The 24,692-nt window shown below is 45.0% G+C and carries 19 protein-coding genes and 2 pseudogenes; 15 read left to right on the forward strand and 6 right to left on the reverse strand.

What is annotated here, in order from left to right; genetic code table 11:
• The 4 genes and pseudogenes from FTU67_RS13230 to FTU67_RS13245 form a co-directional block, all read left to right on the forward strand.
• A pseudogene (locus FTU67_RS13230) lies at positions 1–146 on the forward strand (acyl-CoA dehydrogenase); the annotation flags it as partial.
• Between the two features lie 257 nt (positions 147–403).
• Positions 404–1,684, forward strand: a complete 1,281-nt coding sequence (locus FTU67_RS13235) for an MFS transporter (RefSeq protein ID WP_005178035.1) — start codon at positions 404–406, stop codon at positions 1,682–1,684.
• A 39-nt stretch (positions 1,685–1,723) separates the two neighbouring features.
• Positions 1,724–2,395 (forward strand): 3-oxoacid CoA-transferase subunit A, encoded by a 672-nt coding sequence (locus FTU67_RS13240; protein WP_005178033.1) that lies wholly within the window; start codon positions 1,724–1,726, stop codon positions 2,393–2,395.
• Positions 2,395–3,051 carry a 3-oxoacid CoA-transferase subunit B gene (locus FTU67_RS13245; protein WP_104473207.1) on the forward strand — a complete coding sequence of 219 codons (657 nt, stop codon included), beginning with the start codon at positions 2,395–2,397 and terminating at the stop codon, positions 3,049–3,051. Before FTU67_RS13240 ends, FTU67_RS13245 begins: the two co-directional genes overlap by 1 nt.
• Positions 3,052–3,616: 565 nt before the next feature.
• Here the strand turns inward: FTU67_RS13245 and FTU67_RS13250 are convergent.
• The 3 genes from FTU67_RS13250 to FTU67_RS13260 all read right to left on the reverse strand — a co-directional run bounded on the left by FTU67_RS13250 (position 3,617) and on the right by FTU67_RS13260 (position 7,540).
• The gene (locus FTU67_RS13250; RefSeq protein ID WP_104473208.1) at positions 3,617–4,819 is read right to left on the reverse strand and encodes an MFS transporter; all 1,203 of its coding nucleotides are present in this window, start codon (positions 4,817–4,819) and stop codon (positions 3,617–3,619) included.
• A 17-nt stretch (positions 4,820–4,836) separates the two neighbouring features.
• Complete coding sequence (locus FTU67_RS13255) at positions 4,837–6,099, reverse strand: DcaP family trimeric outer membrane transporter (RefSeq protein ID WP_180006493.1); 1,263 nt, start codon at positions 6,097–6,099, stop codon at positions 4,837–4,839.
• 142 nt (positions 6,100–6,241) lie between these two features.
• Positions 6,242–7,540, reverse strand: a complete 1,299-nt coding sequence (locus FTU67_RS13260) for an MFS transporter (RefSeq protein ID WP_005178018.1) — start codon at positions 7,538–7,540, stop codon at positions 6,242–6,244.
• A gap of 605 nt (positions 7,541–8,145) precedes the next feature.
• Between FTU67_RS13260 and FTU67_RS13265 the strand changes: the two genes are divergently transcribed.
• The 3 genes from FTU67_RS13265 to FTU67_RS13275 are packed head-to-tail and all read left to right on the forward strand — an operon-like array spanning position 8,146 to position 11,678.
• Entirely contained in the window at positions 8,146–8,919 is a 774-nt protein-coding gene (locus FTU67_RS13265; protein WP_005178015.1) for an enoyl-CoA hydratase, read from the forward strand.
• A 2-nt stretch (positions 8,920–8,921) separates the two neighbouring features.
• Positions 8,922–10,442 (forward strand): 3-hydroxyacyl-CoA dehydrogenase, encoded by a 1,521-nt coding sequence (locus FTU67_RS13270; RefSeq protein WP_180057639.1) that lies wholly within the window; start codon positions 8,922–8,924, stop codon positions 10,440–10,442.
• Positions 10,443–10,466: 24 nt separating this feature from the next.
• The gene (locus FTU67_RS13275; RefSeq protein WP_005178011.1) at positions 10,467–11,678 is read left to right on the forward strand and encodes a 3-oxoadipyl-CoA thiolase; all 1,212 of its coding nucleotides are present in this window, start codon (positions 10,467–10,469) and stop codon (positions 11,676–11,678) included.
• A 114-nt stretch (positions 11,679–11,792) separates the two neighbouring features.
• Here FTU67_RS13275 and FTU67_RS13280 read toward each other — a convergent pair whose 3' ends face one another.
• The gene (locus tag FTU67_RS13280; protein ID WP_104473214.1) at positions 11,793–12,230 is read right to left on the reverse strand and encodes a PaaI family thioesterase; all 438 of its coding nucleotides are present in this window, start codon (positions 12,228–12,230) and stop codon (positions 11,793–11,795) included.
• A gap of 110 nt (positions 12,231–12,340) precedes the next feature.
• Here FTU67_RS13280 and FTU67_RS13285 point away from each other — a divergent pair, with 110 nt between their 5' ends.
• The 7 genes from FTU67_RS13285 (at position 12,341) to FTU67_RS13315 (ending at position 20,347) form a co-directional block, all read left to right on the forward strand.
• On the forward strand, positions 12,341–13,096 hold the full coding sequence (locus tag FTU67_RS13285; protein WP_104491841.1) for a class II aldolase/adducin family protein: 756 nt from the start codon (positions 12,341–12,343) through the stop codon (positions 13,094–13,096).
• Positions 13,093–14,016 (forward strand): glyoxylate/hydroxypyruvate reductase A, encoded by a 924-nt coding sequence (locus FTU67_RS13290; protein ID WP_180057642.1) that lies wholly within the window; start codon positions 13,093–13,095, stop codon positions 14,014–14,016. The genes FTU67_RS13285 and FTU67_RS13290 overlap by 4 nt, the downstream gene beginning before the upstream one ends.
• Before the next feature lie 34 nt (positions 14,017–14,050).
• Positions 14,051–14,839: an enoyl-CoA hydratase-related protein gene (locus FTU67_RS13295; protein WP_104489416.1), complete on the forward strand. Its 789-nt coding sequence runs from the start codon at positions 14,051–14,053 to the stop codon at positions 14,837–14,839.
• Between the two features lie 11 nt (positions 14,840–14,850).
• Positions 14,851–15,831, forward strand: a complete 981-nt coding sequence (locus FTU67_RS13300) for a nitronate monooxygenase family protein (RefSeq protein WP_104489415.1) — start codon at positions 14,851–14,853, stop codon at positions 15,829–15,831.
• A 208-nt stretch (positions 15,832–16,039) separates the two neighbouring features.
• Complete coding sequence (locus FTU67_RS13305) at positions 16,040–17,842, forward strand: acyl-CoA dehydrogenase C-terminal domain-containing protein (protein WP_104489414.1); 1,803 nt, start codon at positions 16,040–16,042, stop codon at positions 17,840–17,842.
• Between the two features lie 156 nt (positions 17,843–17,998).
• On the forward strand, positions 17,999–18,838 hold the full coding sequence (locus FTU67_RS13310) for an alpha/beta fold hydrolase (protein WP_104473219.1): 840 nt from the start codon (positions 17,999–18,001) through the stop codon (positions 18,836–18,838).
• Positions 18,839–18,850: 12 nt separating this feature from the next.
• On the forward strand, positions 18,851–20,347 hold the full coding sequence (locus tag FTU67_RS13315) for an NAD(P)/FAD-dependent oxidoreductase (protein ID WP_104473220.1): 1,497 nt from the start codon (positions 18,851–18,853) through the stop codon (positions 20,345–20,347).
• Positions 20,348–20,406: 59 nt separating this feature from the next.
• On the opposite strand, the pseudogene FTU67_RS13320 reads toward FTU67_RS13315, so the two are convergent.
• A pseudogene (locus tag FTU67_RS13320) lies at positions 20,407–21,657 on the reverse strand (MFS transporter); the annotation flags it as partial.
• Between the two features lie 182 nt (positions 21,658–21,839).
• Complete coding sequence (locus tag FTU67_RS13325; protein ID WP_163142970.1) at positions 21,840–22,586, reverse strand: IS5 family transposase; 747 nt, start codon at positions 22,584–22,586, stop codon at positions 21,840–21,842.
• A gap of 237 nt (positions 22,587–22,823) precedes the next feature.
• Between FTU67_RS13325 and FTU67_RS13330 the strand changes: the two genes are divergently transcribed.
• Positions 22,824–24,506, forward strand: coding sequence for an AMP-binding protein (locus FTU67_RS13330; protein ID WP_180061878.1), 1,683 nt, complete (start codon positions 22,824–22,826; stop codon positions 24,504–24,506).
• Positions 24,507–24,692 lie beyond the last annotated feature (186 nt).

Raw genomic sequence — 24,692 nt, forward strand, 5'->3', positions numbered from 1 at the left:
TGGGTGGTAACGGTATTTCGGATGAATTTGGTGTGGCGCGTCATCTGGTGAATCTGGAAGTGGTGAATACCTATGAAGGGACGCATGACGTACATGCCTTAATTATGGGCCGTGCACAGACCGGAATTGCTGCGTTTGTTAACTAAAAAATTGATCCTCTCTAGCCGGCATTTGCTGGCTAGAACTCCTGCTGTTTTATGGACTTTGACCATGATTTAACTTCATCTGGCAAGAGTAAATACCAAAAAATGAAGTCGGAAAATGGAAATAAAAACTGGATGTTTTTAATTATTTTCCAAGCCAGAATCAGGGTTTGAATAACAGTCATCATCTCATCACAGGATGATAAGTTATCTCAAAAGTTCTGCAGGCACAGGAATGCTAAAGAAATATTAAGGACGCTATGAACACAATCAGTTCCCAACAACACCAGCTGGAAGGTGAAAACAGACCAAAGAAAAAAGTCTGGATTTTAGCCTTTATTTTCTCGTTTTTAGCATTATTGGTGGATGGGGCAGATATTGCCTTATTGGCCTATAGTCTGACCAGTCTTAAACAGGAATTCTCATTAACGAATATGCAGGCGGGTGCCTTAGGTAGCTGGACACTTGCTGGAATGGCCATTGGTGGCTTTTTTGGTGGTTGGGCTTGTGACCGCTTTGGGCGAGTTCGCGTGATTGTGATTGCTATTGCGCTCTTTTCAACCTTAACCTGCTGGTTAGGATTCGCAGAAAGCTATGATCAATTCAAGTGGTTACGTTTTATCTCTGCAATTGGCTTAGGGGCTTTATATATTGCCTGTAACACGCTCATGGCAGAATACGTGCCAACCAAGCATCGCTCGACGGTACTGGCGGCTTTAATGACCGGCTGGACCTTAGGTTCGGTGGTGGCCACGGCGCTAGCAGGCTGGTTATTGCCAGAATATGGCTGGCGTTATCTGTATTACATCGCCATTATTCCAATTGTACTGGCTGTAGTGATGCACTTTTTGGTGCCAGAACCACAGGCTTGGCTCGATGCGCGTAAAGCACGCCAAGAAGCAAAAGCCAGCGGTATTGTTCAGGAAAAACCAAAAAATACCTTCAAAATGGTGTTTGAAGATGCCTTAAGCCGTCGCATGTTCATTCTCTGGTCATTCAGTACCGCATTTTTACAGTTTGGTTATTACGGTGTAAGTAACTGGCTGCCGGCTTATTTAGAATCTGATCTGGGCATCAAGTTTAAAGAAATGACCATGTACATGATTGGTACGTTCCTGATCATGATGTGTACCAAAGTCATTGCCGGTTATATTGCTGACCGTATTGGCCGTCGTGCTGTATTTGCCTTCGGGACCATGGGCACCGCGATCTTTATTCCGGTTATTGTATTTGGCAATACCCCAGACAATATCCTTTGGTTGATGCTGTTCTTCGGTTTCCTGTATGGCATCCCATACGGTATTAACGCGACCTATATGACGGAAAGTTTCTCGACCAAAGTCCGTGGGACCGCGGTGGGTGGTGCCTACAACGTGGGCCGTTTAGGTGCAGTTTTCGCGCCATTAACCATTGGCTACTTTGCTCAAGGTGGATCAATTGGTACCGGTTTATTGATTATGGGCGTTGCCTATTTTCTTTGTGGTCTGATTCCCGCGCTCTTTATTAAAGACCGTTTATTTGACCCACAAAAAGCAGATTAATCTGTATATCGCAACATAGAAAAGATGCTAGGAAGCAAGATGATGAATAAAATCACACAGGATATCGAGGCAATACTGAAACAGATTCCTGATGGTGCGCACATTATGACCAGTGGTTTTGGTCTGGCAGGGCAACCGATTGAACTGATTGAAGCATTAATTGATCTTGGTCCGAAAGAATTAACCATTATCAATAATAATGCAGCGTCTGGCGATCGTGGACTGACCAATTTGCTGTTGTCTGGACTGGTCAAGAAAATGATCTGTTCTTTCCCGCGCGCCAATAATTCCACTGTATTTGAAGATTTGTATAAAGCCGGAAAAGTTGAACTGGAACTGGTACCACAAGGAAATCTGGCTTGTCGTATTCAGGCCGCCGGTGCAGGACTAGGCGCCATTTTCACACCAACCGGCTTTGGGACCAAAATCGCAGAAGGCAAAGAAACCCGCCACATTAACGGTAAAGACTATGTCCTGGAATATCCGATTCATGCCGATTATGCCTTGATCTATGCCAATCAGGCTGATCGCTGGGGTAATTTAACCTACCGCAAGGCCGCACGTAACTTTGGCCCGATTATGGCCAAGGCGGCCAAAACGACCATTGCCCAGGTGCATGAAATTGTCGAACTGGGTGAGCTGGACCCTGAAATTATTGTAACGCCGGGCATTTTTGTACAGCATGTGGTTCAGGTTGGAGATATTAAATAATGAATATTCAAAAACGTACACGTGAACAGATCGTACAACGCGTCGCACAAGACATTCCAACCGGCTCTTTTGTCAATTTAGGAATTGGTTTGCCAACACGCGTGGCAGGCTATTTAAAACCGGAGCAGGAAGTCATTTTACATTCTGAAAATGGTGTCTTGGGTTTTACCGCCTTGGGTGCAGATGAACAGCCAGACAATGACCTGATTAATGCAGGAAAAGAGCTGGTCAGTATGCTTGAGGGTGGTAGCTTTATGAATTCTGCTGATTCCTTCGATATTATGCGCGGCGGGCATTTAGACATCTGTATTATGGGTGCATTTCAGGTGGCAATTAATGGAGATCTGGCCAACTGGCATACTGGTGCTTCCGATGCGGTACCAGCCGTCGGTGGTGCCATGGATCTGGCGGTCGGTGCACGCTGCGTCTATGTCTGTATGGAGCATGTCACCAAAAATGGCGAAGCGAAAATCGTAGATGAACTGACTTATCCAATTACCGGTAAACACTGTGTTAACCGTATTTATACCGATTTATGTGTGATTGAACTGAAAGACAATCAGGCTTTCGTACTTGAAATGGTGGATGGGCTGAGCTTTGACGAACTGCAGCAACAGACTGGTTGTCCGTTAATTGATGCCCGTCAGGTGGCTTAAAATCATCTCATTTCTTCTTGAAGTGATTAAAAAATCGCAGCTTCGGCTGCGATTTTTTATATTGAAATTATTAAATCTCTTTGATCAATCACAAAATATTCGTTTTATTCATATTTAAAAGAAGATTAAAAACGCCATCTCTTGCCCCAGTTCTGGCTCAGGAAGAAGATGGATCACACCTTCTTTCTTGGTCGCAGCACTGCTCATTTCCGACCAAGGGAGAGAAATTTTTTGTTTTATTCTCTACATTGCATTTCTTATTTTAGTATTGCGAGCAGAAATCAAAGCTAGGACAAAAGGACTCTTGCTGGGCTCAAGTTTTAAAAGATTAACCATAAAAATCCTAAAACCAGTGCCATGAGTTTTAAAACCTAAAGATATGATTCCAGATCATCTCGTTTCCGCGGGTGAAATGAGGCGGTGAAAGCGCTAAGAGGTGAAGCTTTTATTTAGGAATCGACTTTAAAGTAGTTCAGACTTCGGTCTTGCTAAGCGCAAAACAGCAGTCTGAAAAGATCAGTCCTAAAGCCGATGTATAAAGGACAGAATGACTAGACGGTCTGGATTAGGGTTGTGGCTGAATATTAATTAAATTCTTTTCCCGGCTTAAATCATAGCGGTTTACCGCAAAAATCAGGAGGGCGAAGGCACATCCCAACAGCACACAAGCCGACCAGCCATACATCTTCCATAAATTTAAAGATAAAAATGCGCCCAGGCCAGCACCGGAAAAATAGCAGGTCATATAAATGGCATTAATACGCGAACGCGCTTGAACTGAAAGGCGATACACCAGATTCTGGTTTAATACGTGTAAAGATGAAATACCAAAATAGGCAATAATCAAGCCTAAAATATACAGCTCTAAACGGTCTTGGGCAAAAAACAGGGGAATCCAGGCTAAAATTAGCCCGCTGGTTGCCAGCTGCGCCAGCCATTTTTCCCGGTGGCGGCCAATCATCTTCCCGGTCCATTGCGATGACCAGATTCCGACCACGCCCACAATCCCCATCAACCCAATCTCAAAATCATTAAAATGGTAGGGGGCTTCCGCCAGAATAAAGGTCATGGTGGTAAAAATAATACTGAGCATCCCAAAAGCCAAACCACCAATTAAGCTGCGGCGCATCAACATCGGTTCTGTTTTGGCGAAGGTAAATAAAGAGCGGTAAATCTGCAGAATACTCATTTTTAGCTGACTTCTGGCCGTGGGCAATTGATACCACATGGCAATGCTGAGCAGTAAAATTGAACAGCCACTGAACAGATACACCGCATGCCAGGACCATAAAGTTGAAATTAATCCGGCCACGGTACGTGCAAATAAAATACCGACTAGTACGCCACTCATTAGCAGGCCAACCACTTCGGCACTTTTTTCCCGTTGGCTCAGGTTTGCAGCAAAAGGAATCAGAATCTGGGTGGTAATGGAACAGAACGAGGCCAATAGGGTAAAGCCATACAGCATTTGGAGATTATCGCTGACAGACAGTCCAATCAGGGCCAGACCGGTACATAGCATCAGGCTACAGATATACAGACGCTTTTCAAATAAATCGCCCAACGGCACAAATAAAAACAGACCGGCTGCATAACCGATCTGTGTCAATACCACTGTCCAGCCCGATTGCTCTAGACTAATATTCAAGTCCTGGGCAATTGAATAAATTAAAGGCTGGTTAAAATAATTACAACCTGCGCAAAGTGCGCAGGTCATGGCCATCATAAACATAAAACGGCGCGAGGGTTGTTGCCCTTGAGCTGACATCCGTGTCTCCTAAAGTATTAGAAGCGATAGGTGGCAGATAAATTCACACGGGAAATATCGGCTTCTTGGCCATTAAATTTTTCCTGTTTACCATGATGGTATTCTGCACCTAAATTAATATGTGGTACTGGAGAATAAATCACATTGGCCACATAATCGGTTAAGCGCTTATTGGTGGTTGGGTTGGCTTTGGCATAGTCACTGGAGTCATCAAACTCGACCAGACTGGCAGCAATACTGCTGCGCCATTTTGGTGTGAACTTGTGGGTATAACCAATATTCAAGCTGTCGAAGGAGTTCAGCAATAATTCATCATTTTCCGTATCGACAGAATAGTCACCCCCCCAAGCAGCACCATCGACAGTCGAACCTTGAACTAAAAACGAAGCAATGCGCTGGTCACCGACCATATGAAAATAGTTGCCCTGAATCGAGTTTTTATCATCAAGATGATAGCGCCCGCCGACACCTACACCCCAACCGACTTTATTAATATCACCGGTTTCGGTCTGGGCTTGTTTTTCATTGACGAAGCCCTGTGCCAGCAGATGCAATGGTCCAGATTGATGCACATATTTGGTGGTAAGAGCTGGTAAAGCCGAAGAGCGATCTCCACTTGCCATATATTCCAGACCGATATTCCAGGTGTTTTCCGGATCCAGTTTCCAGGCATAACTGATTTGCGGGGTACGCAAAACCGAACCACCCAGCAACAAGCTATAGTCGACCGCATCGGTGCTGATTTCAGGGGTAGACATTAATGACCAGGCCTGACCAAAGGTCCAGTTATAGTATTTAAAATGTGCATGACGGATGCGGAAACCACCATCACCTTTACCCCCATTGGTCCAGAAATCGGCCTCTACACGTGCAGAAATATTCGGATTACCGCCAATATCTTTGGCTAGAAAACCGACCCGGCTAGCCGCCAGTGTAAAGGCTGAGCGTACTGAATCTGGCTCATGCAGTTCCTGATTAATCTGGTTAATGGTACGACCGCGTGATTTTGTGGTGCTTTCAAAATCAACTGCACCATCCAGGCGAATCAGGCCATAGACATCCACATTATCCAGCATCGCGCTGAGGGTTTTAGCATCCTTGGCTTTGGTTTCTTCCTGCTTGGCCTTTAAATCTAATTGAGTGGCTTTTTGCTGTTCCAGTTCGGCCTGAATCTGCTTTAACTGAGATTCTAAAAACTGGATACGATCTTCAGACACCTTTGCTGAAAATACCTGACCTGAAGCGATACCGCATAAAGTGGCTAAAACTAATTTTTTCATTTCTTAATCCCTAAAGAAATTTTTTCAAATAATGAAAGGTGATGTGCCTTTCGGTTGCAGCAATTTTTAAATCAAGATGATTGTTGAACGTGAAGATGGAATGGGGAGGGCGACCATAAATGCTCACCCTCCAGACCGGGACTTATTCTGCCTTTTGAGGATCGTATAAGCGGTCTTTAATAAACAGGGCAGGAATTAAACCGCACAGGAAGTACGCTGCACCCATAACCATCAGGCCGGTACCAATAGAACCATTCATGGCCAAATAACCGATGGTGATTGGAGCAAAGACAGCACCTACACGGCCAATGTTGAATGCACCACCAACCGCTGTACCACGCACCGTTGTTGGGAAACTCTCGGTCAGATAAGTTGCATTAATTGCGTATGGAATACCGTACAGGAAACCAAAGATCAGCATTAAAACACCGATATTTTCAGGGGTATGCATATACACCACCACTGGAATAAACAGCGCAGTTCCCATGGTGCCGAAAGCGAACACAATACGGCGACCAATTTTATCTGCCACATATCCGGCAATGACTTTGGCGAAAATCATGGTCAGGAAGGTACCAATCATGTACAGCGCCATTTCCTTGAATTTAATGCCTAATTCTGCTTCCAGGTAGGTTGGCAACCAGTTACTCACACCGAAGTAACCGAACAGCAGGAAACCAGAACTAAATGACCATAAGATAAACATCTTGCCGTGGGTCTTGTCTTTCAGAATGGTGATGTACGGATTACCTTTTTTCGCGGTAGTGTCCACAAGCTGGCCAGTACGTTTCATTTCACGCACGCGCTTCCAAGACTCAGGCTCAGGAACCAGGAAGTGCATTAGAATACCTAAAGCCAATGGCGCAATGGTGATCCAGTACAGCATACGCCAGCCGTATTCAGGAATAATCCAGCCAGACAGCATGGTGATAACCAGTGAACCCAGGGTAAAACCAGTCATCAGGGTAGCCAGTACCGTAGTACGATATTTGGTTGGGACATACTCTGACATCAAGGTATTACAGGCAATATATAAACAGCCCAAACCTAAACATGAGAGGGTACGTAAAATTGCAAATTCAGTATAAGACTGTGCAAAACCTGAATAAGCTGAAAGGATGGAGAAGGAAATTGTTGCCACAACAATTACCCGGACACGGCCAAAGCGGTCACAGGCCCAGCCGCCAATAAATCCGCCAATTCCCATACCAAATAACGACCAGCTCCCCAAAGCACCGGCCTGCATTGAGGTTAATCCCCATTCTGCTTTCAGACTGGTGAGACTGAAGGCCAAAATACCAATATCGGCACCGTCACAAAGCAAGATCAGGAACGCAAAGATAAAGGCAGTAACCCACAGACGTTTGGGTGCCTGCTTGATTGGTTCCTCAGCAGAGATGGGTTGCCTATTCTCTCTGGTTTCGATTGTTTCGGTTGTCATTGTTATATCCTCTACTTTATAAAGTAGCACTCCTGTGCTACCGCCTAACAAAGTCATGTATGCATGACTTCTGATTTATTCGGGCTTGAGAACACGCTCTTTTAACAGCACCGCTCAAACATCCTGGTTGAACCTGTTGTGTCTGCTATCGCGTCATTTAGATAACAACTATGTCATTTGTGATACATACTTATTATTCAAATGAACTAATATTTCGTTTCTCAACACTTACTTCTACATGAATGGTTCAATTCACTTGTAAAATTCCATCCAGCTTATAACCTCAATGCTCTGTTTATCTTGATCTGGTTTCAGGATATAAAAACTAAATCAATATAAAACAATGTCTTATTTATAAATAAGCCAATTGAAAGCTAAGCCAGCTACAAGCTGAAATTTACAAGAAAAATTAAATAATCTCGTGTAATTTCGTTATACGAAATCAATTAATCATAAAACACAGTTTATAACAAGATATTTTGTCTATTTTTTAATAAAAATATCTTTTTTACGCTTTATCCGCAAAAAAACTTGCATTCCGGGGGAATAAACCTTAATTTTTATACAAAACAAATTTTCGCTATACAAAATAAATGGAGATTTACATGGAACAGGTCGTTCAAGTCGAACAAATCAATGCTCATGTCGCACTGGTGAAAATCCATCGACCTGAAGCAAAAAACGCCTTAAATACTGAAGTACGCCAGAAACTGGCTGAAGCTTTTCGTCAACTGAATGATGATGCCAATATTCGCGCCATTGTACTGACCGGCGGAGAGCAGGATTTTGCTGCAGGTGCCGACCTGAAAGAGCTGGCCAATGCAGAAACCATTCAAATGATGCAGCGTCGTACTGAGCGTTACTGGCAGGCGATTGCACAATGCGCCAAACCGGTCATTGCCGCGGTTAATGGTTATGCCTTAGGTGGTGGCTGTGAACTGGCCATGCACGCCGATATTATTATTGCCGGCAAGAGCGCGACCTTTGGTCAGCCTGAAGTCAAAGTTGGGGTCATGCCAGGCGCCGGTGGTACACAGCGCCTGTTCCGTGCCGTGGGGAAATTCCATGCCATGCGCATCATCATGACCGGCTGTCTGGTGCCGGCACCAGAAGCCTATCAAATTGGTCTGGTCTCTCAAGTGACGGAAGACAGCGAAACCATTGCCACGGCCATCAAGATGGCTGAAGGTCTGGCAAAACTGCCACCAATTGCCCTGGAACAGATTAAAGAAGTGGCCTTACTGGCAGAAGATGTACCGTTGAATGCGGGGCTAAGCCTGGAACGCAAATCATTCCAGATGCTATTTGCTTCTGAAGACCAGAAAGAAGGCATGCAGGCCTTTATTGAAAAACGTAAACCAAATTATCAGGGACGATAAGCATGACTGTACATATTCAGAAAATCGGGATTATTGGTGTCGGTACCATGGGTGCCGGAATTGCCCAAATTGCCATTCAGTCTGGCCATGATGTGGTCCTGTTTGATGCCAAAGCTGGCGCTGCAGAGCAGGCTCAGGAAAAACTGGCCAAAACCCTGAATACCCTGGCAGATAAAGGCAAATTCAGTCATGAAAAAGCCGCTGAAGATCTTGCCCGTCTTTCAATTGCCGAGCAACTGGAAGATTTAAAAGATTGTGATCTGGTGGTAGAGGCCATTATTGAAAATCTGGAAATCAAACAGAAGCTGATGCAACAACTGGAAGCGATTGTCAAACCGGAAGCAATTCTGGCGTCGAATACGTCTTCATTGTCGATCAGTGCCATTGCAGCCAACTGCAGTCAACCAGAACGTATTGCAGGCTATCATTTCTTTAATCCGGTACCGCTAATGAAAGTGGTGGAAGTGATTGAAGGCTTTAATACCCGTGCCGATATTCTGGATGCCTTGACTCAACTCTCGATCAAGATGGGCCATCGTCCAGTGAAAGCCAAAGATACTCCAGGATTTATTATTAACCATGCCGGCCGTGCCTTTGGCAGTGAAGCCTATGCCATCCTGAATGAAAATGTCACGCCATTTTATGACATTGACCGGATTTACCGTGATGGGATCGGTTTTAAGATGGGACCATTCGAGCTGGGCGATCTAACCGGCATGGATGTATCGCATCCGGTCAGTGAGTCGATTTATCATCAGTATTATGAAGAAGCACGTTACCGTCCAAGCGTAATTACCCGTCAGCGTTTTATTGCCAAGCAACTGGGCCGTAAAACCGGTAAAGGTTTTTATGACTACACTTCTGGCAGCAAACAGGGTGATGTTGCACCAGTACTGGCTGAAAAACTGGCGAAATATCCATCGGTCTGGTTAGGCACCGAATATAGCGACGACCGTCAGGCGCTGGAGCAATATCTGCAACAGTTCAATATTCTGGTGGAGCAGTCTGAACAGCCATCTCAAGATGCACTGGTGCTCATTGCCACCTATGGTGAAGATGCCACTTCGGCGGCTGTACGTTATGGCGTTGCCCCACAGCAGGTGGTGTGTATTGATCTGCTCTATGGCCTGAATAAACACCGCACTTTAATGCCGACTTTTGTGACCAAAGCTGAACTGACCCAGGCGGCGCAATCTATTTTTAATCTGGATGGTGTGACAGCCAGCGTTATTCAGGAAAGTGTCGGTTTTGTGGCGCAGCGTGCGTTGGCCATGATTGTAAACCTGGGCTGTGATATTGCCCAGCAAGGTGTTGCCACAGTTGAAGATATTAATATCGCCGTGAAACTGGGTCTGGGTTATCCGCATGGTCCAATTGAATGGGGCGATGTTTTAGGCGCGGAAAAAATTCTGAAAATTCTGGATCGCATGACCGATATTACCCGCGATCAGCGTTATCGTCCAAGCCCATGGTTACGCCGTCGCGTCCAGTTGGGTCTGCCACTTGTTCATAGTTCTAATTAATCTAAAGTTAAGGGAATAACACTCATGTTAAATGCATATATTTATGATGGTTTACGTTCACCAATCGGTCGTCATGCCGGCAGTTTGTCAAGTGTGCGTCCAGATGATCTGGCTGCAACCGTGATTAAAAACCTGCTGGAAAAAACCGGTATTCCAGCTGCCGATGTCGAAGATGTGATTTTCGGTAGCACCAACCAGGCCGGTGAAGACAGCCGTAACGTAGCACGTTTTGCCGCACTTTTAGCCGGTATGCCAGTGACTGTACCGGGCCAGACCGTAAACCGTTTATGTGCATCTGGTTTAGGTGCCGTGATTGATTCGGCACGTGCCATCACCGCAGGTGAAGGCGATGTCTATATTGCTGGTGGCGTAGAAAGCATGTCACGTGCACCTTTTGTATTGGCGAAAGCAGAAACAGCCTTTTCGCGTGATGCAAAAATGTATGACACCACCATCGGAACCCGTTTCCCGAACCGTAAATTTACCGCTCAATTTGGCGCACACAGCATGCCAGAAACCGGTGACAATGTAGCGGAAGAATTTGGCATTAGCCGTGAACAGGCCGATACCTTTGCCGCTGCATCACAGGCAAAATATCAGGCAGCCAAAGAAGCAGGATTCTTTGAAGGTGAAATTACACCAATTGAAGTTTCACAAGGGCGTAAATTACCGCCTAAACAGGTGACTGAAGATGAACATCCGCGTGCATCTTCAACATTTGAAGCATTAACCAAGCTGAAACCCCTATTTGAAGGCGGTGTGGTCACAGCAGGGAATGCATCAGGTATCAATGACGGCGCTGCAGCACTGATTATCGGCAGTGAAAAAGTTCAGGAACAGTATGGGTTAAAACCTTTGGCGCGTATCCTGTCTTCTGCAGCAGCCGGCATTGAGCCACGCATCATGGGTGCGGGGCCAATTGAAGCGATCAAAAAAGCAGTACAACGCGCGGGTTTAACCCTAGATGATATGGACATTATCGAGATTAACGAAGCGTTTGCCAGCCAGGTATTGTCCTGCTTAAAAGGTCTGGATGTGGCCTTTGATGATCCGCGTGTCAATCCAAATGGTGGTGCGATTGCGATTGGCCATCCACTGGGTTGTTCTGGCGCACGTTTAGCCTTGACTGTTGCACGTCAATTACAGCGTACCGGCAAAAAATATGCCGTGATTAGCCTGTGTATTGGCTTGGGGCAAGGTCTTGCGATGGTCATTGAAAACCCTGAAGCAGCCTAAACTGGTTTAAGTCGAATGTTAAATGCCATGCATATCTAATATGCATGGCATTTTTTTAATATTTGCCCATAAAAAATCCCCGCAGATGCAGGGATAGGCTAGTTCTGGTCGGAATCAAGCGCGCTTGGTCACCAGTAAAGTGGCCGAACCAAAGGCATAGACTTTACCATCTTGATCGACAATACGACCTTCTGAAGTCAGTACGTTACGGCCGACGCGAATCACTTCACCAATGGCGGTATAGGTTTCGCCACTTTGCATGGCTTTGAGCATTTTTACGTTTAAATCAATCGTTGAAAAACTGACCCCGGCATCGACAGTGGTGTGTACAGCAGCACCCGTAGTACTGTCCAGCACGGTGGCACAAAAACCGCCATGAATACCGCCTTGTAAATTGAAATGGCGATGATCTGGTCGTACCTCATATTCCACATAATTTTCACGTACGACGGTCAGACGCATGGGAATAATTTCACTCATGGGTGAGCTGGCAATTTCACCATTCTTGATAGCGGTTAAATACGCGAGTCCATTCATTTGTGATGTCGACATACAGGCTCCTTCTTATTTATTATTTCGCTCTATGAAATAATATTCTGTTTTATTAAAAGTATGATATAACATGAAAGTGAACATAATGCTATATATTCCAGGATGGAACGATGACAATAAAAAACCTTGTCACAGCTGCCGAATGGCAAGCCCGATGTGAGCTGGCGGCACTGTATCGCATCATTGCGCATTACAAAATGACCGATTTAATTGACACCCATATCAGTTTACGGCTGCCCGATCAGCCCGACTGTTTTTTGATTAATCAGTATGGCGTGGCCTTTGAAAAAATGCAGGCCTCCACCCTGGTCAAGATTAATCATGCCGGAGCAGTGGTAGAAAGCTATGAACAGGAAAAACCGGTCAATATGGCGGGTTTTGTAATTCATTCTGCAATTCATGCAGCGCATCCGCATCTGAATTGTGTCATTCATACCCATACCGCAGATGGAATTGCCGTGTCAGCCCAGAAACACGGTTTATTGCCTATTTCGCAGCATGCCTTGAAGTTCTATCAGTATTTGGCTTATCACGAGTATGAAGGCGTGGCATTGTCTACCGATGAGCAGGAACGCTTGATTGCAGATTTGGCCGGACATCGTGCCATGATTTTACGCAACCATGGTCTGCTGGTGGCTGGCGAATCGATTGCACGCGCTTTTCATGAAATTTATTTTCTGGAGCGGGCTTGTCAGGCGCAAATCAAGGCGCTGAGTGGCGGTGCAGAATTGCATTATCCAAGTGAAGAGGTTTGTGTTAAAACCGCCAAACAGTTTGCCAGTCCACTGGTTGAGCCGATTTTACAGCGTGCCTGGCTGGCGGCCTTGTCGCTGATTGAGCATCAACAGGCGGAGTACAGCGCATGATTGTCATTTCCAGTACGCTTCCCGATATCCAGAAGATTCTGGTTAAAGTATTTGAAAAATACGCTCCTCCAAACAGTTTTTGTGTTGCACAAAGTCCTGAAGCCAAAGAGGCCACCACAGCCGCATGCTGGTTTCCCGATATGCCATACTTGCAAACTCTGCCCAAATTGCAAGTGATTCATTCGATTGCGGCCGGGGTTGAACATCTGAACTTGAATGAAGTGAGTGCAGAGCAATTCGTATGCCGGGTCTTAGATGAGCATCATCAAAAAGGTATGTTCGATTATTTGCTTTGGGGTGTGCTGTATTATCAGCGTTATTTCGACCGGATGTTGCAGCAGCAACAGCAGCAGATCTGGAAACAGCATCGTCAGAGTTATAGCCATCATATCCAGATTGGGATTATGGGGCTGGGACACATGGGCGGCTATGTGGCAGAGCGCTTTGCTGCCATGGGTTATCAGGTTTCTGGCTGGTCCAATTCGGTCAAAGATTTAGCCCAGGTAAAAAGCTATGTCGGGACTGAGCAACTGGCAGAGTTTTTAGCTCAGAGTCAGATTCTGATTAATTTAATGCCCTTAACCGCAGACAATACCGCTATTTTATCGGAAGCCTTGTTTCAGCAGTTACCAGAGAAGGCCGTCTTGATTCAGGTCGGCCGTGGTCAGCATCTGGTCGAGCAGGACCTGCTCAAAGCGCTGGATTCTGGGCATTTACGCGGTGCAATTGTCGATGTATTTGATGAAGAACCGTTGGCCGCAGATCATCCATTCTGGCAGCATGACAAGATTGTGGTCACACCACACATTGCCTCGCATGCTCCGATGTCGGTGGTAGTCGAGCAGATTCTGGAAAATGACCGCCGCATACAGGCCAATTTGCCGTTATGTAATCAGGTCGATCTGACCAAAGGTTATTAGGATAAAACCAGAAGAATAAAAAAGGATATTAAAGATGTTCACAACCATTCAAACCGAATTGAGCCAGGGCGTGGCGATACTGAGGTTCAATCGTCCAGACTGTTTAAACAGTTTTAATGTGACAATGCATCAGGAAGTTCAACATGCGCTCAAAGACTGGAGCCAAGATGCAGCAGTCCGGGTCATTGTCATTCGTGGCAATGGCCGAGCTTTCTCTGCCGGGCAGGATTTAAAAGAACGCTCCGGACAACTGGCACACATTCCTTTACCCTCAGAAGGCTCACTGGCCAAATATTATAATCCTTTGGTTGAGCTGATCCGGCATAGTCCAAAACCGGTGATTGCAGCAGTGAATGGGGTGGCTGCTGGTGCAGGCGCTAATATCGCTTTGGCCTGTGATCTGGTGATTGCCAAAGAAAGTGCCCAATTTATTCAGGCTTTTTGCAAAATTGGCTTAATTCCAGATGCCGGTGGGACCTGGATGTTACCACGCCTGATTGGTCATGCACGCGCGGCTGCATTAATGCTCTTGGGTGAGCCGGTATCTGCTGTTGAAGCGGCTACTATGGGCATGATCTGGAAAGCCGTACCCGATCAGGAGTTTGACGACTATATTGTTGAAGTCGCCCAGCAACTGGCCAAGCAGCCGACTTATGCACTGGCATTAATTAAACAGTCCTTGCAACGCAGTGCTGAGCATAGCCTGAGCCAGCAGCTGGAGCTGGAGCAAAACCTGCAATATCTGGCCTTAAACAGTCAGGACTATAAAGAAGGCGTACGGGCCTTTGTGGAAAAACGCCCGGCACAATTTATTGGCCGCTAAGGAGAGTATTCATGAGCATTCAAACCCGTGTAACCCAGATGCTGGGCATCCGCCACCCGATTATTCAAGGCGGTATGATGTGGGTCGGTACCGCAGAAATGGCCAGCGCCGTTTCCAATGCCGGCGGATTGGGCACCCTGACTGCCTTGACCCAACCAAGCCCTGAAGCCTTGGCCCAAGAAATTGCCCGGTGCCGGGAAATGACCGATCAGCCTTTTGCCGTCAACCTAACCTTGCTGCCCGCAGTCAATCCGCCGCCGTATGCGGAATATCGGCAGGCAATTATTGACAGTGGTATCAAGATTGTTGAAACCGCAGGCAATAAGCCGCATGAGCATATTGAAGTGTTCAAGCAACACGGCATTACCGTCATTCATAAATGTACCTCGGTACGCCATGCCTTATCAGCACAGAAAATTGGTGCTGATATTATTTCCATTGATGGCTTTGAATGTGCCGGACATCCGGGTGAAGACGATATTCCAGGATTAATCCTGATTCCGGCCGCGGCTGATCAGCTCACAGTGCCGATTATTGCCAGTGGTGGCTTTGGCGATGGTCGAGGATTGGTAGCCGCACTGGCGCTTGGGGCAGAAGGTATTAATATGGGCACCCGTTTTTGTGCCACGCAGGAAGCGCCGATTCATGACAACATCAAACAGTTTTATTTAAACAATGATGAACGGGCAACGAATTTACTCTATCGGCAATTTAGAAATACCGCACGGGTCGCGAAAAACTCGGTTTCTGACCTGGTGGTACAAATGAGTCAGGACCCGAATCTGGAGTTTGAACACATCCGCCCTTATGTCAGTGGTTTAAAAGGCAAGCTGGCCTTGGAAACAGGTGATGTGGATGCCGGCCTGATTACCGCCGGGCAGGTTTTAGGACTGATTCATGATATTCCAAGTTGTGATGACTTGATTCAGCGGATGATTCAGGATGCCGAACAGATTATTCAGCAACGTCTGGCAGGGCTAATTCAGGCTTAAAGCTGCAATAGAGTACGCTAGAAATGAAGATGCCATTCAGCAGTGAATGGCATTTTTTTATGGGCAAAATTAAATTAAAAATCGAATTTTTGTGTCATGACTAGATTTTAGCTTTCAAATTATATTATAGTGGATTTAAAACATAGTTTCGTATTATGAAATATTAACTCATAAATACTGAGAACAGGACTCATACAAGGGAATTACGATGAGAAATTATATTGCACCATTAAAAGATATGAAGTTTGTGCTGAAAGATTTGCTGGATGTTGAACAAAAATATCAGGGGTATGCAAAATTTGAAGACAAAGTCTCTATGGACATTATGGAGCAATATTTAGAAGTTGCTGCTGATTTCTGCCAGAACGAGCTTTTACCTATTAATGCCACAGGCGACCAGCAAGGCTGTCGTTTAGAAAATGGTGTCGTGACCACACCAGATGGCTTTAAAGAAGCCTATAATAAATATGTTGAACTGGGCTTTACCTCATTAACCGGTGATGAAAACTACGGTGGTCAAGGTTTCCCGACACTGTACCGGATTGCTATTTCTGAAATTATTACGGCCACCAACTGGTCATGGGGCATGTATCCGGGCCTGTCACATGGTGCAATGCGTACCTTGGAACATCATGGCAATGACGAACAAAAACAGAAATTCCTGGTGCCACTGATTGCAGGGCGCTGGACCGGTACCATGTGTCTGACCGAATCACATGCTGGTTCAGATTTGGGCCTGATTCGTACCAAAGCGGTTCCAAATGCCGATGGCAGCTATAGCATCAGCGGTGAAAAAATCTTTATTTCGGCAGGTGAACATGACCTGGCTGAAAATATTGTGCATATCGTTTTGGCACGCTTGCCGGATGCACCGGCAGGCACCAAAGGCATTTCACTCTTTATCGTACCTAAATTTAATTTAGATGAAGACGGCAATGTCGCAGAACGTAATGGCGTAGTGTGTAGTTCTATCGAACATAAAATGGGTATTCATGGCAATGCCACCTGTGTCCTGAACTTTGAAAATGCCAAAGGTTTCCTGATTGGTCCTGAAAACCGTGGCCTAAACTGCATGTTCACCTTTATGAACTCTGCACGTATTGGTACCGCCATTCAAGGTCTGGCGGCAGCTGAATCTTCTTATCAGGGTGCCTTGGCCTATGCCAAAGACCGTCTGGCCATGCGTTCACTGGAAGGTGCAAAAGCGCCAAACCTGCCAGCAGATCCAATTATCGTGCATCCGGCAGTACGTAATATGCTGCTGACGCAGAAAGTCTTTGCTGAAGGTTCGCGTGCATTGGCTTACTACTTAGCCACTTATGCAGATATTGCTGAAGCGACTGAAGATGCAGCCGAGAAAAAAGCCGCAGATGACCGTCTGGCTTTATTAACTCCAATTGCCAAGGCTTTAATGACAGAAACCGGACTGGAAGCCGCCAAACATGGTATGCAGGTCTTTGGTGGTCATGGTTATATTGCCGAGCATGGCATGGAGCAAATTGCCCGTGATGCGCGTATTGCCTGTTTATATGAAGGCACCACGGAAATCCAGTCGATTGACCTGTTGGCGCGTAAGGTTCTAGGTTCAAAACTCAGCTTATTAACAGCATTAACTGATGAAATTCAGGCCTATATTAAAGAGCAACAGGCCCATCCTCAATTTGCAGGCTATGCACAGCAGGTAGGTGAGCTGACCCAGCAATGGCTGGAGCTGACTCAACTGATCCAGACGCAGGCACAACAATCTGCCAATGAAATTGGTGCAGCCTCTGTTGATTATTTATATTTCTCAGGCTATGTGGTGTTTGCGTATCTCTGGCTCAAGATGGCGGTTGTGGCACAACAACGCGTCGATGAAGGACAAAGCGATCCGTACTATGCAGCTAAAGTAAAAACGGCTCAATTCTACTTTGAACGTATTTTGCCAAGAACCTGTACGCATCGCGCCAATATTCAGGCCGGTGGAGCAAGCCTGTTCCTGCTGACGCCAGAAGAATTTAAATTTGATTAATCCGCTTTTGCACCCACAGAGAGAGCCTACTGTGGGTGTATTTTTTTAAGCCTGTTCTCTATAGCAAAAATAGTTCAGGTTTCATTGCTTGAAGAGCATCACAAGTAGAATTTTACCAGATCAATTGCAGATAAAATAACAAGATCAGGAGTCTATATGGAATTAGACGCACGTTCACAACAGTTTCCCTATGCGAGTACCCAGCTGACCTATCATGAAGTCGGCCAGCCCTCCGTACATCCAACCATCATTTTAATTCATGGTACGGGTGGTAATACCCAAAAACATTTTAATTATATTTTCCCGATGCTGGGCATTCATCAGCGCGTGCTTTCGATTGACCTCTATACACCGGAGAAAGCGGATTTAAAGCTGACAGATTTTAGCGAGCAGGTAGAAGCTTTAATTCAGCATGCGGTGGCGGAGAATGAACCGATTACCGTGGTCGGTTATTCTTTGGGTGCTGTGATTGCCGCCCAGGTCGCGGCCAAGTTACAACAACGAATTTCACAGCTGATTTTATTGGCAGGATGGGTCAAAACCAGTTCGGTGCAGCAACTGCGCAATACCATCTGGCAGCAGTTATTTAACGAACAATCCAAGGCATTGCCACATTTTGTAAATTACTGTTTATACAGTGATCACTACCTGTCTTTACGCACTGAACAGCAGGTTCTGGAGCTGGCACGCTTTGTTACGCCCTCTGCTGATGCAGCCAGACAGCGTGAAATGAACTATCACCTCGATATCAGCAATATTCTGGCTGATATTACCGCAGATACCTTAATTGTGGCCTGTCATGAAGACCGCATGATTCCTTTGGCTCAAGCCAAGTTACTGTTTGCCTCGATTGAACGCAGCCGTTATGTCGAAATTCATTCCGGACATGCCTTGCATATAGAAGCACCGGCGGAGATTGTGCAGCTGATTAACCAGTTTAATCAGCATCCCGAGCAATATCCGATTAACCAGAAAATCCAGCGATTTGCACCTTAAAGGAGAAGCAGCATGCAAGCTCATGTACAGCGTAGCAAAATTTTAATTGTCGGTAGCGGTTTTGGTGGCTTGGGCATGGCCATTCGGCTCAAACAACAGGGCATCGATGATTTTAAAATCATTGAACGGGCAACAGAAGTCGGTGGAACCTGGCGGGATAATACCTATCCGGGTGTGGCTTGTGATGTGCCGTCGCATCTGTATTCTTTTTCTTTTATTAAAAATCCGTACTGGTCGCGTATTTTTCCGCAAGGAGCAGAAATCCAGCGTTATCTGGTTCAATGTTGTGATCAGGAGCAAATCCGCCCGTATATTGATTTTAATACAGCACTGGAAAAAGCCCACTGGAATACAGCACAAAGAATCTGGGAAATTCAGACTTCACAAGGAGCGTATCAGGCCGAGTTTTTAATTACCGCCACAGGGCATCTGGCCGATGAGCATCTCCCGGATATTCCCGGTTTGGCTCAATTTCAGGGGCAGGTGATGCATTCTGCACGCTGGAATCATCAGGTTGATTTGGCTGATCAACACGTGGTGGTGGTCGGTTCCGGCGCATCAGCAATTCAGCTGGTGCCGGAAGTGGCGAAACTTGCCAAAAACCTAACCGTGTTGCAGCGCAGTGCACCCTATATTTTACCGCGACCGGACCGGCCTTATAGCGAAACGGAAAAACAGCTGTTTCGTAAAGATCCGGAAAGTATGGCGGCTTTACGCCATTCCTTGTTCTGGGATAATGAGTTTAATTTTGCCCAGCGCCGTAATTTAAAAAGTCATATTCAGCGGGTCAAAAAATCCTGCTTACAGTTTCTAAAACAGCAGATTGATGATGCTGAATTACAGCGTAAACTGACACCACATTATGAGCCGGGCTGTAAGCGGGTTTTATTATCAAATACCTATTATCCAACTTTTTTACAGCCGCATGTCACGCTGGAAGATTCCGCGCTGGCAGAAGTCACACCAGAAGGCGTGATCAGCCAGTCAGGACAATATTTCCCAGCCGATGTAATTATTTTCGCCACCGGTTTTGAAGCGGCACGGCCACCGTATGCAGCAAAAGTGCTGGGTAAACATGGCTTAAGTCTGGAACAGCAGTGGTCAAGTGGCATGCAGGGCTATCAGTCGACTACAGTACATAATTTCCCCAATTTATTTATTTTAAATGGACCGAATACCGGCAGTGGACATAATTCTGCCTTGTATTTTCTGGAAGTGCAGTTTGATCTGGTGCTGGATGCACTCGAATTTTTTGAACAGGAACAGATTCAGGTGTTTGAAGCAGATCAGGCCGCAGAAGATGCCTATATGGAGCAGTTACAGCAACTGTCTCAGGGCAGTGTCTGGCTGTCGGAAGGCTGTAAAAGCTGGTATCTTGATCCGGTCAGCCGCAAACTGACCTTAATCTGGCCGGACTTTGCTCATTCCTTTAGAGACAAGAACCGGCAGTTTATGCGCAGTGGCTATCACTTTCACTATATTGAGAATCCTCAGCAGAATGCTGTTTAAATGGCGTACCTGAGCTATTAAAAAACCAGTCATCAGACTGGTTTTTAATATGTTTAATTGGCCTTTTGCGGATCGTATAAACGATCTTTAATAAATAGCGCAGGTATCAGACCGCAGATAAAATAGGCCGCAGCCATAATCAGTAAGCCCGTTCCAATAGAACCGCCTTGGGCAAAATAACCAATGGTTAAGGGCGCAAATACCGCACCAATTCGGCCAATATTAAATGCACCACCGACTGCCGTACCGCGAATGGAGGTCGGAAAACTTTCAGTCATATAGGTGGCATTAATGGCAAAAGGCATGCCATAGAGAAAGCCAAACATCAGCATCAAATATAAAATATTGGTGGGGGTATTAAAGTAGATAATGACCGGTAAAAATAATGCCGTTCCCATGGTGCCAAAGGCAAATAACGCACGGCGGCCAAAACGGTCTGCCAGAATGCCGGCCACCAGTTTGGCAAAAATCATGATTAAAAATGTGCCGACCATATAACCGGTCATTTCTTTAAAACTGATGCCAAGATCAGACTCCAGGTATGCCGGAAGCCAGTTACTTAAACCGGCATAACCAAACTGCAGGGCACCGGCACTTAAAATCCACAGCATAAACATCCAGCGATGTTTTTTGTCTTTTAAGATGACCAGATAAGGATTCTGTTTTTTGATTTTCACTTTGCTATGTAAAGCTTCCTGACGCTTGAGCTCACGAGAACGTAACCAGGATTCAGGCTCCGGCACCAGAAAGTACATTAAAAAGGCAAGAAAAATAGGGAAAATCGTAATCCAGTACAGCATACGCCAGCCATACTCAGGAATAATCCAGCCGGCCAGCAAAGTGGCACATAATGAACCCAAGGTAAAACCGGTCATTAAAGCCGCAAGTACCGTAGTTCGATATTTGGTCGGCACATACTCGGACATTAAGGTATTACAGGCAATATAAAGTGAGCCAAGGCCAATGGCTGCAATACTCCGCACAATCAGAAACTGATAATAGGAATCGACAAAACCCAAGGTACAGGACAAACTTGAGGCCAGAATCATATAAAATACAATAACTTTAACCCGGCCAAATCGGTCACAGGCCCATCCGCCAATCAGACCGCCAATTACACCACCCACCAGACTCCAGCTGCCCAGCGCACCGGCCTGAACAGTAGTAAGGTTAAATTCTGCTTTAATACTGGTCAGGCTGTAGGCGAGAAAAGCCAGATCAATCCCGTCGGCAAGCAGAATAAAAAAACATAAAATAAAAGCGGTTTTCTATATTTTCTCTGGCTGAGCTTGTACCTGCTCAGCCACCATCACTGAAGCTTTTTGCGTCATCACTGATATCCTTTCATCATTCGTTCTTGTTTTATGAATAATTTTTCATGGTTATTACTCATTATTCATGAGTTTAGTTTTCAGCAAAAAACCTTATATTTCGTATAGAAAAATCTTGTTTTTCTTTATTTTTAGACCAAAGACTAGGGTCTGTTGACATTTCATAATGGTAGCCAAATAAAGATACAAGCTAAGGCAACAGAATTTTCATAGCTTTGCTTTAGCTTGTCATAGCGTGTGGCAATTCCTCTAAATTGCTTTAATCTAGCAAAGGCATTCTCAATTAAATGCCTGATTTTATAAAAATACCAATCCACATGATCATTATTTGAAAGTGTATTGGATTTCTTGGGAATATTAGCTTGAGTTCCCGTTTTTTCTATCTGTTCTCTCAAGGATTCAGAGTCATAACCCTTATCGGCACAGAGAATTTCTGTCTCGTGCAGGTCTATATTGTTAACTAATTTCGGTGCCACTTTTACATCATGGGTCGTACCATCCTCTATCAAAAACTGAACAGGGTTCCCATGAGAATCAACTGCCAAATGAATTTTAGAACTATTTCCACCGATACTTTTTGAGATAGCCTGATCCTTGATTCCTGTAGCATGCTGATGAGCCCTCACATGGCTAGCATCAATAAATACCCACTCTAGATCAGCATCAGATGAAATTAACTTAAATATTTTTAATAACTTATTATCTTTCGACCACCGGGAAAATTTCTTGAATATGGAGTTTGGCTTTCCGAAGGCAGCAGGTAAATCCCGCCACGGGCAGCCTGTACGGATTCTATAAAGAATAGCTTCAATAAAATTTCGAAGATTTTGTTTGAGATAAATACGAAAATTACGGAAAATGTTTTCTAACTTAGACCAGTGTTGATCAGTCAATATTGTACGAGGCATAGCGAGGAGTAGATTTGGTTTGGCGATTAAATTCTACTTTTTCGCTATTTTTTTTGCACAGTAAATGTCAACAGACCCTAAAATATCACCACTAATGATTGATTTTAATTTGTAAAAAATTGCTAAAAAGCCGATCAAGCATTGATCGAAGGTCGAATTTAAAGCTATTATCAAATAATACAAAATATAGTTTCACTATACAAAATAAAAGAACGCAAGCGATAGGAGAGAGCTTCAATGAGCACACAGCTATGGATTGCTGAATATCAAAAATGGAATGTAAATCCTGAATTTACTCAGCCAGATCCCACCCAGACCTTGAGTCAGACCATCGCTGAAAATCTAGAGAAATTTCAGGATAAAACAGCCTTTATCTATTTAGATAAAAAGTTCAGTTATCATGATATTGATGTGTATAGCCAGAAAATGGCGACCTTTTTACAGAATTTGGGGCTAGAGGCGGGTAGCCGTATTGCGGTGATGCTGCCAAATATTATTCAGTATCCAATTGCAACCTTTGCCATTATTCGTGCCGGTTATATTCTGGTGAATGTCAATCCGATGTATACCCAGCGTGAGCTGTATCATCAGTTGCAGGATTCTGGTGCAGAAGCTTTATTTATCCTGAATCAGACTTTAGATCAGCTCAAGGATCTGGATGAATGCCAGACGCTTAAATATGTGATTTCGACCCATCCACTGGATCTGGTGAAAGCGCAAGATACCGCAGTGCATCCACAGGCAGCGCAATATCCGGCCAAGACATTCTTTGATTTTAAGCAGGCACTTGATCAGGTCGACACGATTGATTTTAAAACACCACCCCAACAGCAAAATGACACAGTCATTCTGCAATATACCGGTGGCACAACAGGTTTATCTAAAGGCGCTGAACTGAGTCACCGCAATATTTTATTTAATATTGCCCAGAACAGTACCGTGTTTATTAGCCATTTTGGCGACCGGATGGCAGAAGAACATGAATATGTATTTTGTGCCTTGCCGCTCTACCATATTTATGGGTTTACCATCTGTCTGTTCAGTTATGGCCTGAGCCGTGGTTTTGCCAATGTGCTGATTCCGAATCCGAGAGATTTAGACGCTTTAATTGACCAGTATGCCAAGCATCCTCCGACGGTTTTTCCGGGGGTAAACACCATGTTTAATGCCTTGGCACATCATCCACGTTTTAGAAGTCTGGATCATCGTCAGCTGAAGACCACCACCGGTGGGGGTGCGCCGGTACTGAAAGCCACAGCTGACCTGTGGTATGAAGTCACAGGCCGTTATATTTATGAAGGCTATGGTTTATCCGAAACTTCACCGACTGCAACTTTTAACCCGCCTTTAAGCCAGCGTTTTAGTGGCACCATCGGTTTACCTTTGGCAGGTACCGATATTCTGATTCTGGATGATGCAGGCCAACCGGTAGCGATTAACCAAGCTGGAGAAATTGCCATTCGCGGTCCACAGGTGATGAAAGGCTATTGGCAGCAACCGGAAGCCACGGCGCAGGTATTTACCAAAGATGGCTTTTTCCTGACTGGCGATATTGGCTGTATGAATGAACAGGGCTATATCAGTATCCTTGACCGTAAAAAAGATATGATTCTGGTGTCTGGCTTTAATGTGTATCCGAATGAACTGGAATATGTGCTGTCTCAACATGTCAAAGTGTTAGAAAGTGCCGTGATTGGAATTGATGATGAAAAGTCTGGTCAGGTCCCGAAAGCATTTATTGTTAAACAGGATGCTAGCCTGAGCGAAGATGAAGTCATGGCTTATTTAAGACAGCATTTAACCAGTTATAAACTGCCTAAATATATTGAGTTTGTGGCGGAGCTGCCAAAATCTGCAGTCGGAAAAATCTTGCGTCGGGAATTGCCAAAAACCCATCAGGCGGATGCTACAGCCTGTTAGTTCAGATTTAAGAGAGACGTAGGAGAGGAAATCCTCCAATAAAAAAGGAATCCGAGGATCATTGCTGTCCCACAATTTTTCACAAGAGGAAGCTCATTTGAGCTTCCTCTTGTTTTATGGGTATTTTATCGGGTGAAAATAAAGCTTTTAAAGTTCTTCTTTCAAACAAATTCACTTGAATTATTC

The sequence above is a fragment of the Acinetobacter sp. YH12132 genome, from assembly GCF_013418645.1.
GTDB classification, from domain to species: domain Bacteria; phylum Pseudomonadota; class Gammaproteobacteria; order Pseudomonadales; family Moraxellaceae; genus Acinetobacter; species Acinetobacter indicus.

Excerpts from the sequence above, each read along its gene's own strand:
- FTU67_RS13280 (WP_104473214.1), bottom strand. The coding sequence starts at position 12,230 with ATGTCGACATCACAAATGAATGGACTCGCGTATTTAACCGCTATCAAG.
- FTU67_RS13270 (WP_180057639.1), top strand. The coding sequence starts at position 8,922 with ATGACTGTACATATTCAGAAAATCGGGATTATTGGTGTCGGTACCATG.
- FTU67_RS13330 (WP_180061878.1), top strand. The coding sequence starts at position 22,824 with ATGAGCACACAGCTATGGATTGCTGAATATCAAAAATGGAATGTAAAT.
- FTU67_RS13240 (WP_005178033.1), top strand. The coding sequence starts at position 1,724 with ATGATGAATAAAATCACACAGGATATCGAGGCAATACTGAAACAGATT.
- FTU67_RS13315 (WP_104473220.1), top strand. The coding sequence starts at position 18,851 with ATGCAAGCTCATGTACAGCGTAGCAAAATTTTAATTGTCGGTAGCGGT.
- FTU67_RS13295 (WP_104489416.1), top strand. The coding sequence starts at position 14,051 with ATGTTCACAACCATTCAAACCGAATTGAGCCAGGGCGTGGCGATACTG.
- FTU67_RS13275 (WP_005178011.1), top strand. The coding sequence starts at position 10,467 with ATGTTAAATGCATATATTTATGATGGTTTACGTTCACCAATCGGTCGT.
- FTU67_RS13265 (WP_005178015.1), top strand. The coding sequence starts at position 8,146 with ATGGAACAGGTCGTTCAAGTCGAACAAATCAATGCTCATGTCGCACTG.
- FTU67_RS13285 (WP_104491841.1), top strand. The coding sequence starts at position 12,341 with ATGACAATAAAAAACCTTGTCACAGCTGCCGAATGGCAAGCCCGATGT.
- FTU67_RS13245 (WP_104473207.1), top strand. The coding sequence starts at position 2,395 with ATGAATATTCAAAAACGTACACGTGAACAGATCGTACAACGCGTCGCA.
- FTU67_RS13260 (WP_005178018.1), bottom strand. The coding sequence starts at position 7,540 with ATGACAACCGAAACAATCGAAACCAGAGAGAATAGGCAACCCATCTCT.
- FTU67_RS13255 (WP_180006493.1), bottom strand. The coding sequence starts at position 6,099 with ATGAAAAAATTAGTTTTAGCCACTTTATGCGGTATCGCTTCAGGTCAG.
- FTU67_RS13290 (WP_180057642.1), top strand. The coding sequence starts at position 13,093 with ATGATTGTCATTTCCAGTACGCTTCCCGATATCCAGAAGATTCTGGTT.
- FTU67_RS13250 (WP_104473208.1), bottom strand. The coding sequence starts at position 4,819 with ATGTCAGCTCAAGGGCAACAACCCTCGCGCCGTTTTATGTTTATGATG.
- FTU67_RS13300 (WP_104489415.1), top strand. The coding sequence starts at position 14,851 with ATGAGCATTCAAACCCGTGTAACCCAGATGCTGGGCATCCGCCACCCG.
- FTU67_RS13310 (WP_104473219.1), top strand. The coding sequence starts at position 17,999 with ATGGAATTAGACGCACGTTCACAACAGTTTCCCTATGCGAGTACCCAG.
- FTU67_RS13325 (WP_163142970.1), bottom strand. The coding sequence starts at position 22,586 with ATGCCTCGTACAATATTGACTGATCAACACTGGTCTAAGTTAGAAAAC.
- FTU67_RS13235 (WP_005178035.1), top strand. The coding sequence starts at position 404 with ATGAACACAATCAGTTCCCAACAACACCAGCTGGAAGGTGAAAACAGA.
- FTU67_RS13305 (WP_104489414.1), top strand. The coding sequence starts at position 16,040 with ATGAGAAATTATATTGCACCATTAAAAGATATGAAGTTTGTGCTGAAA.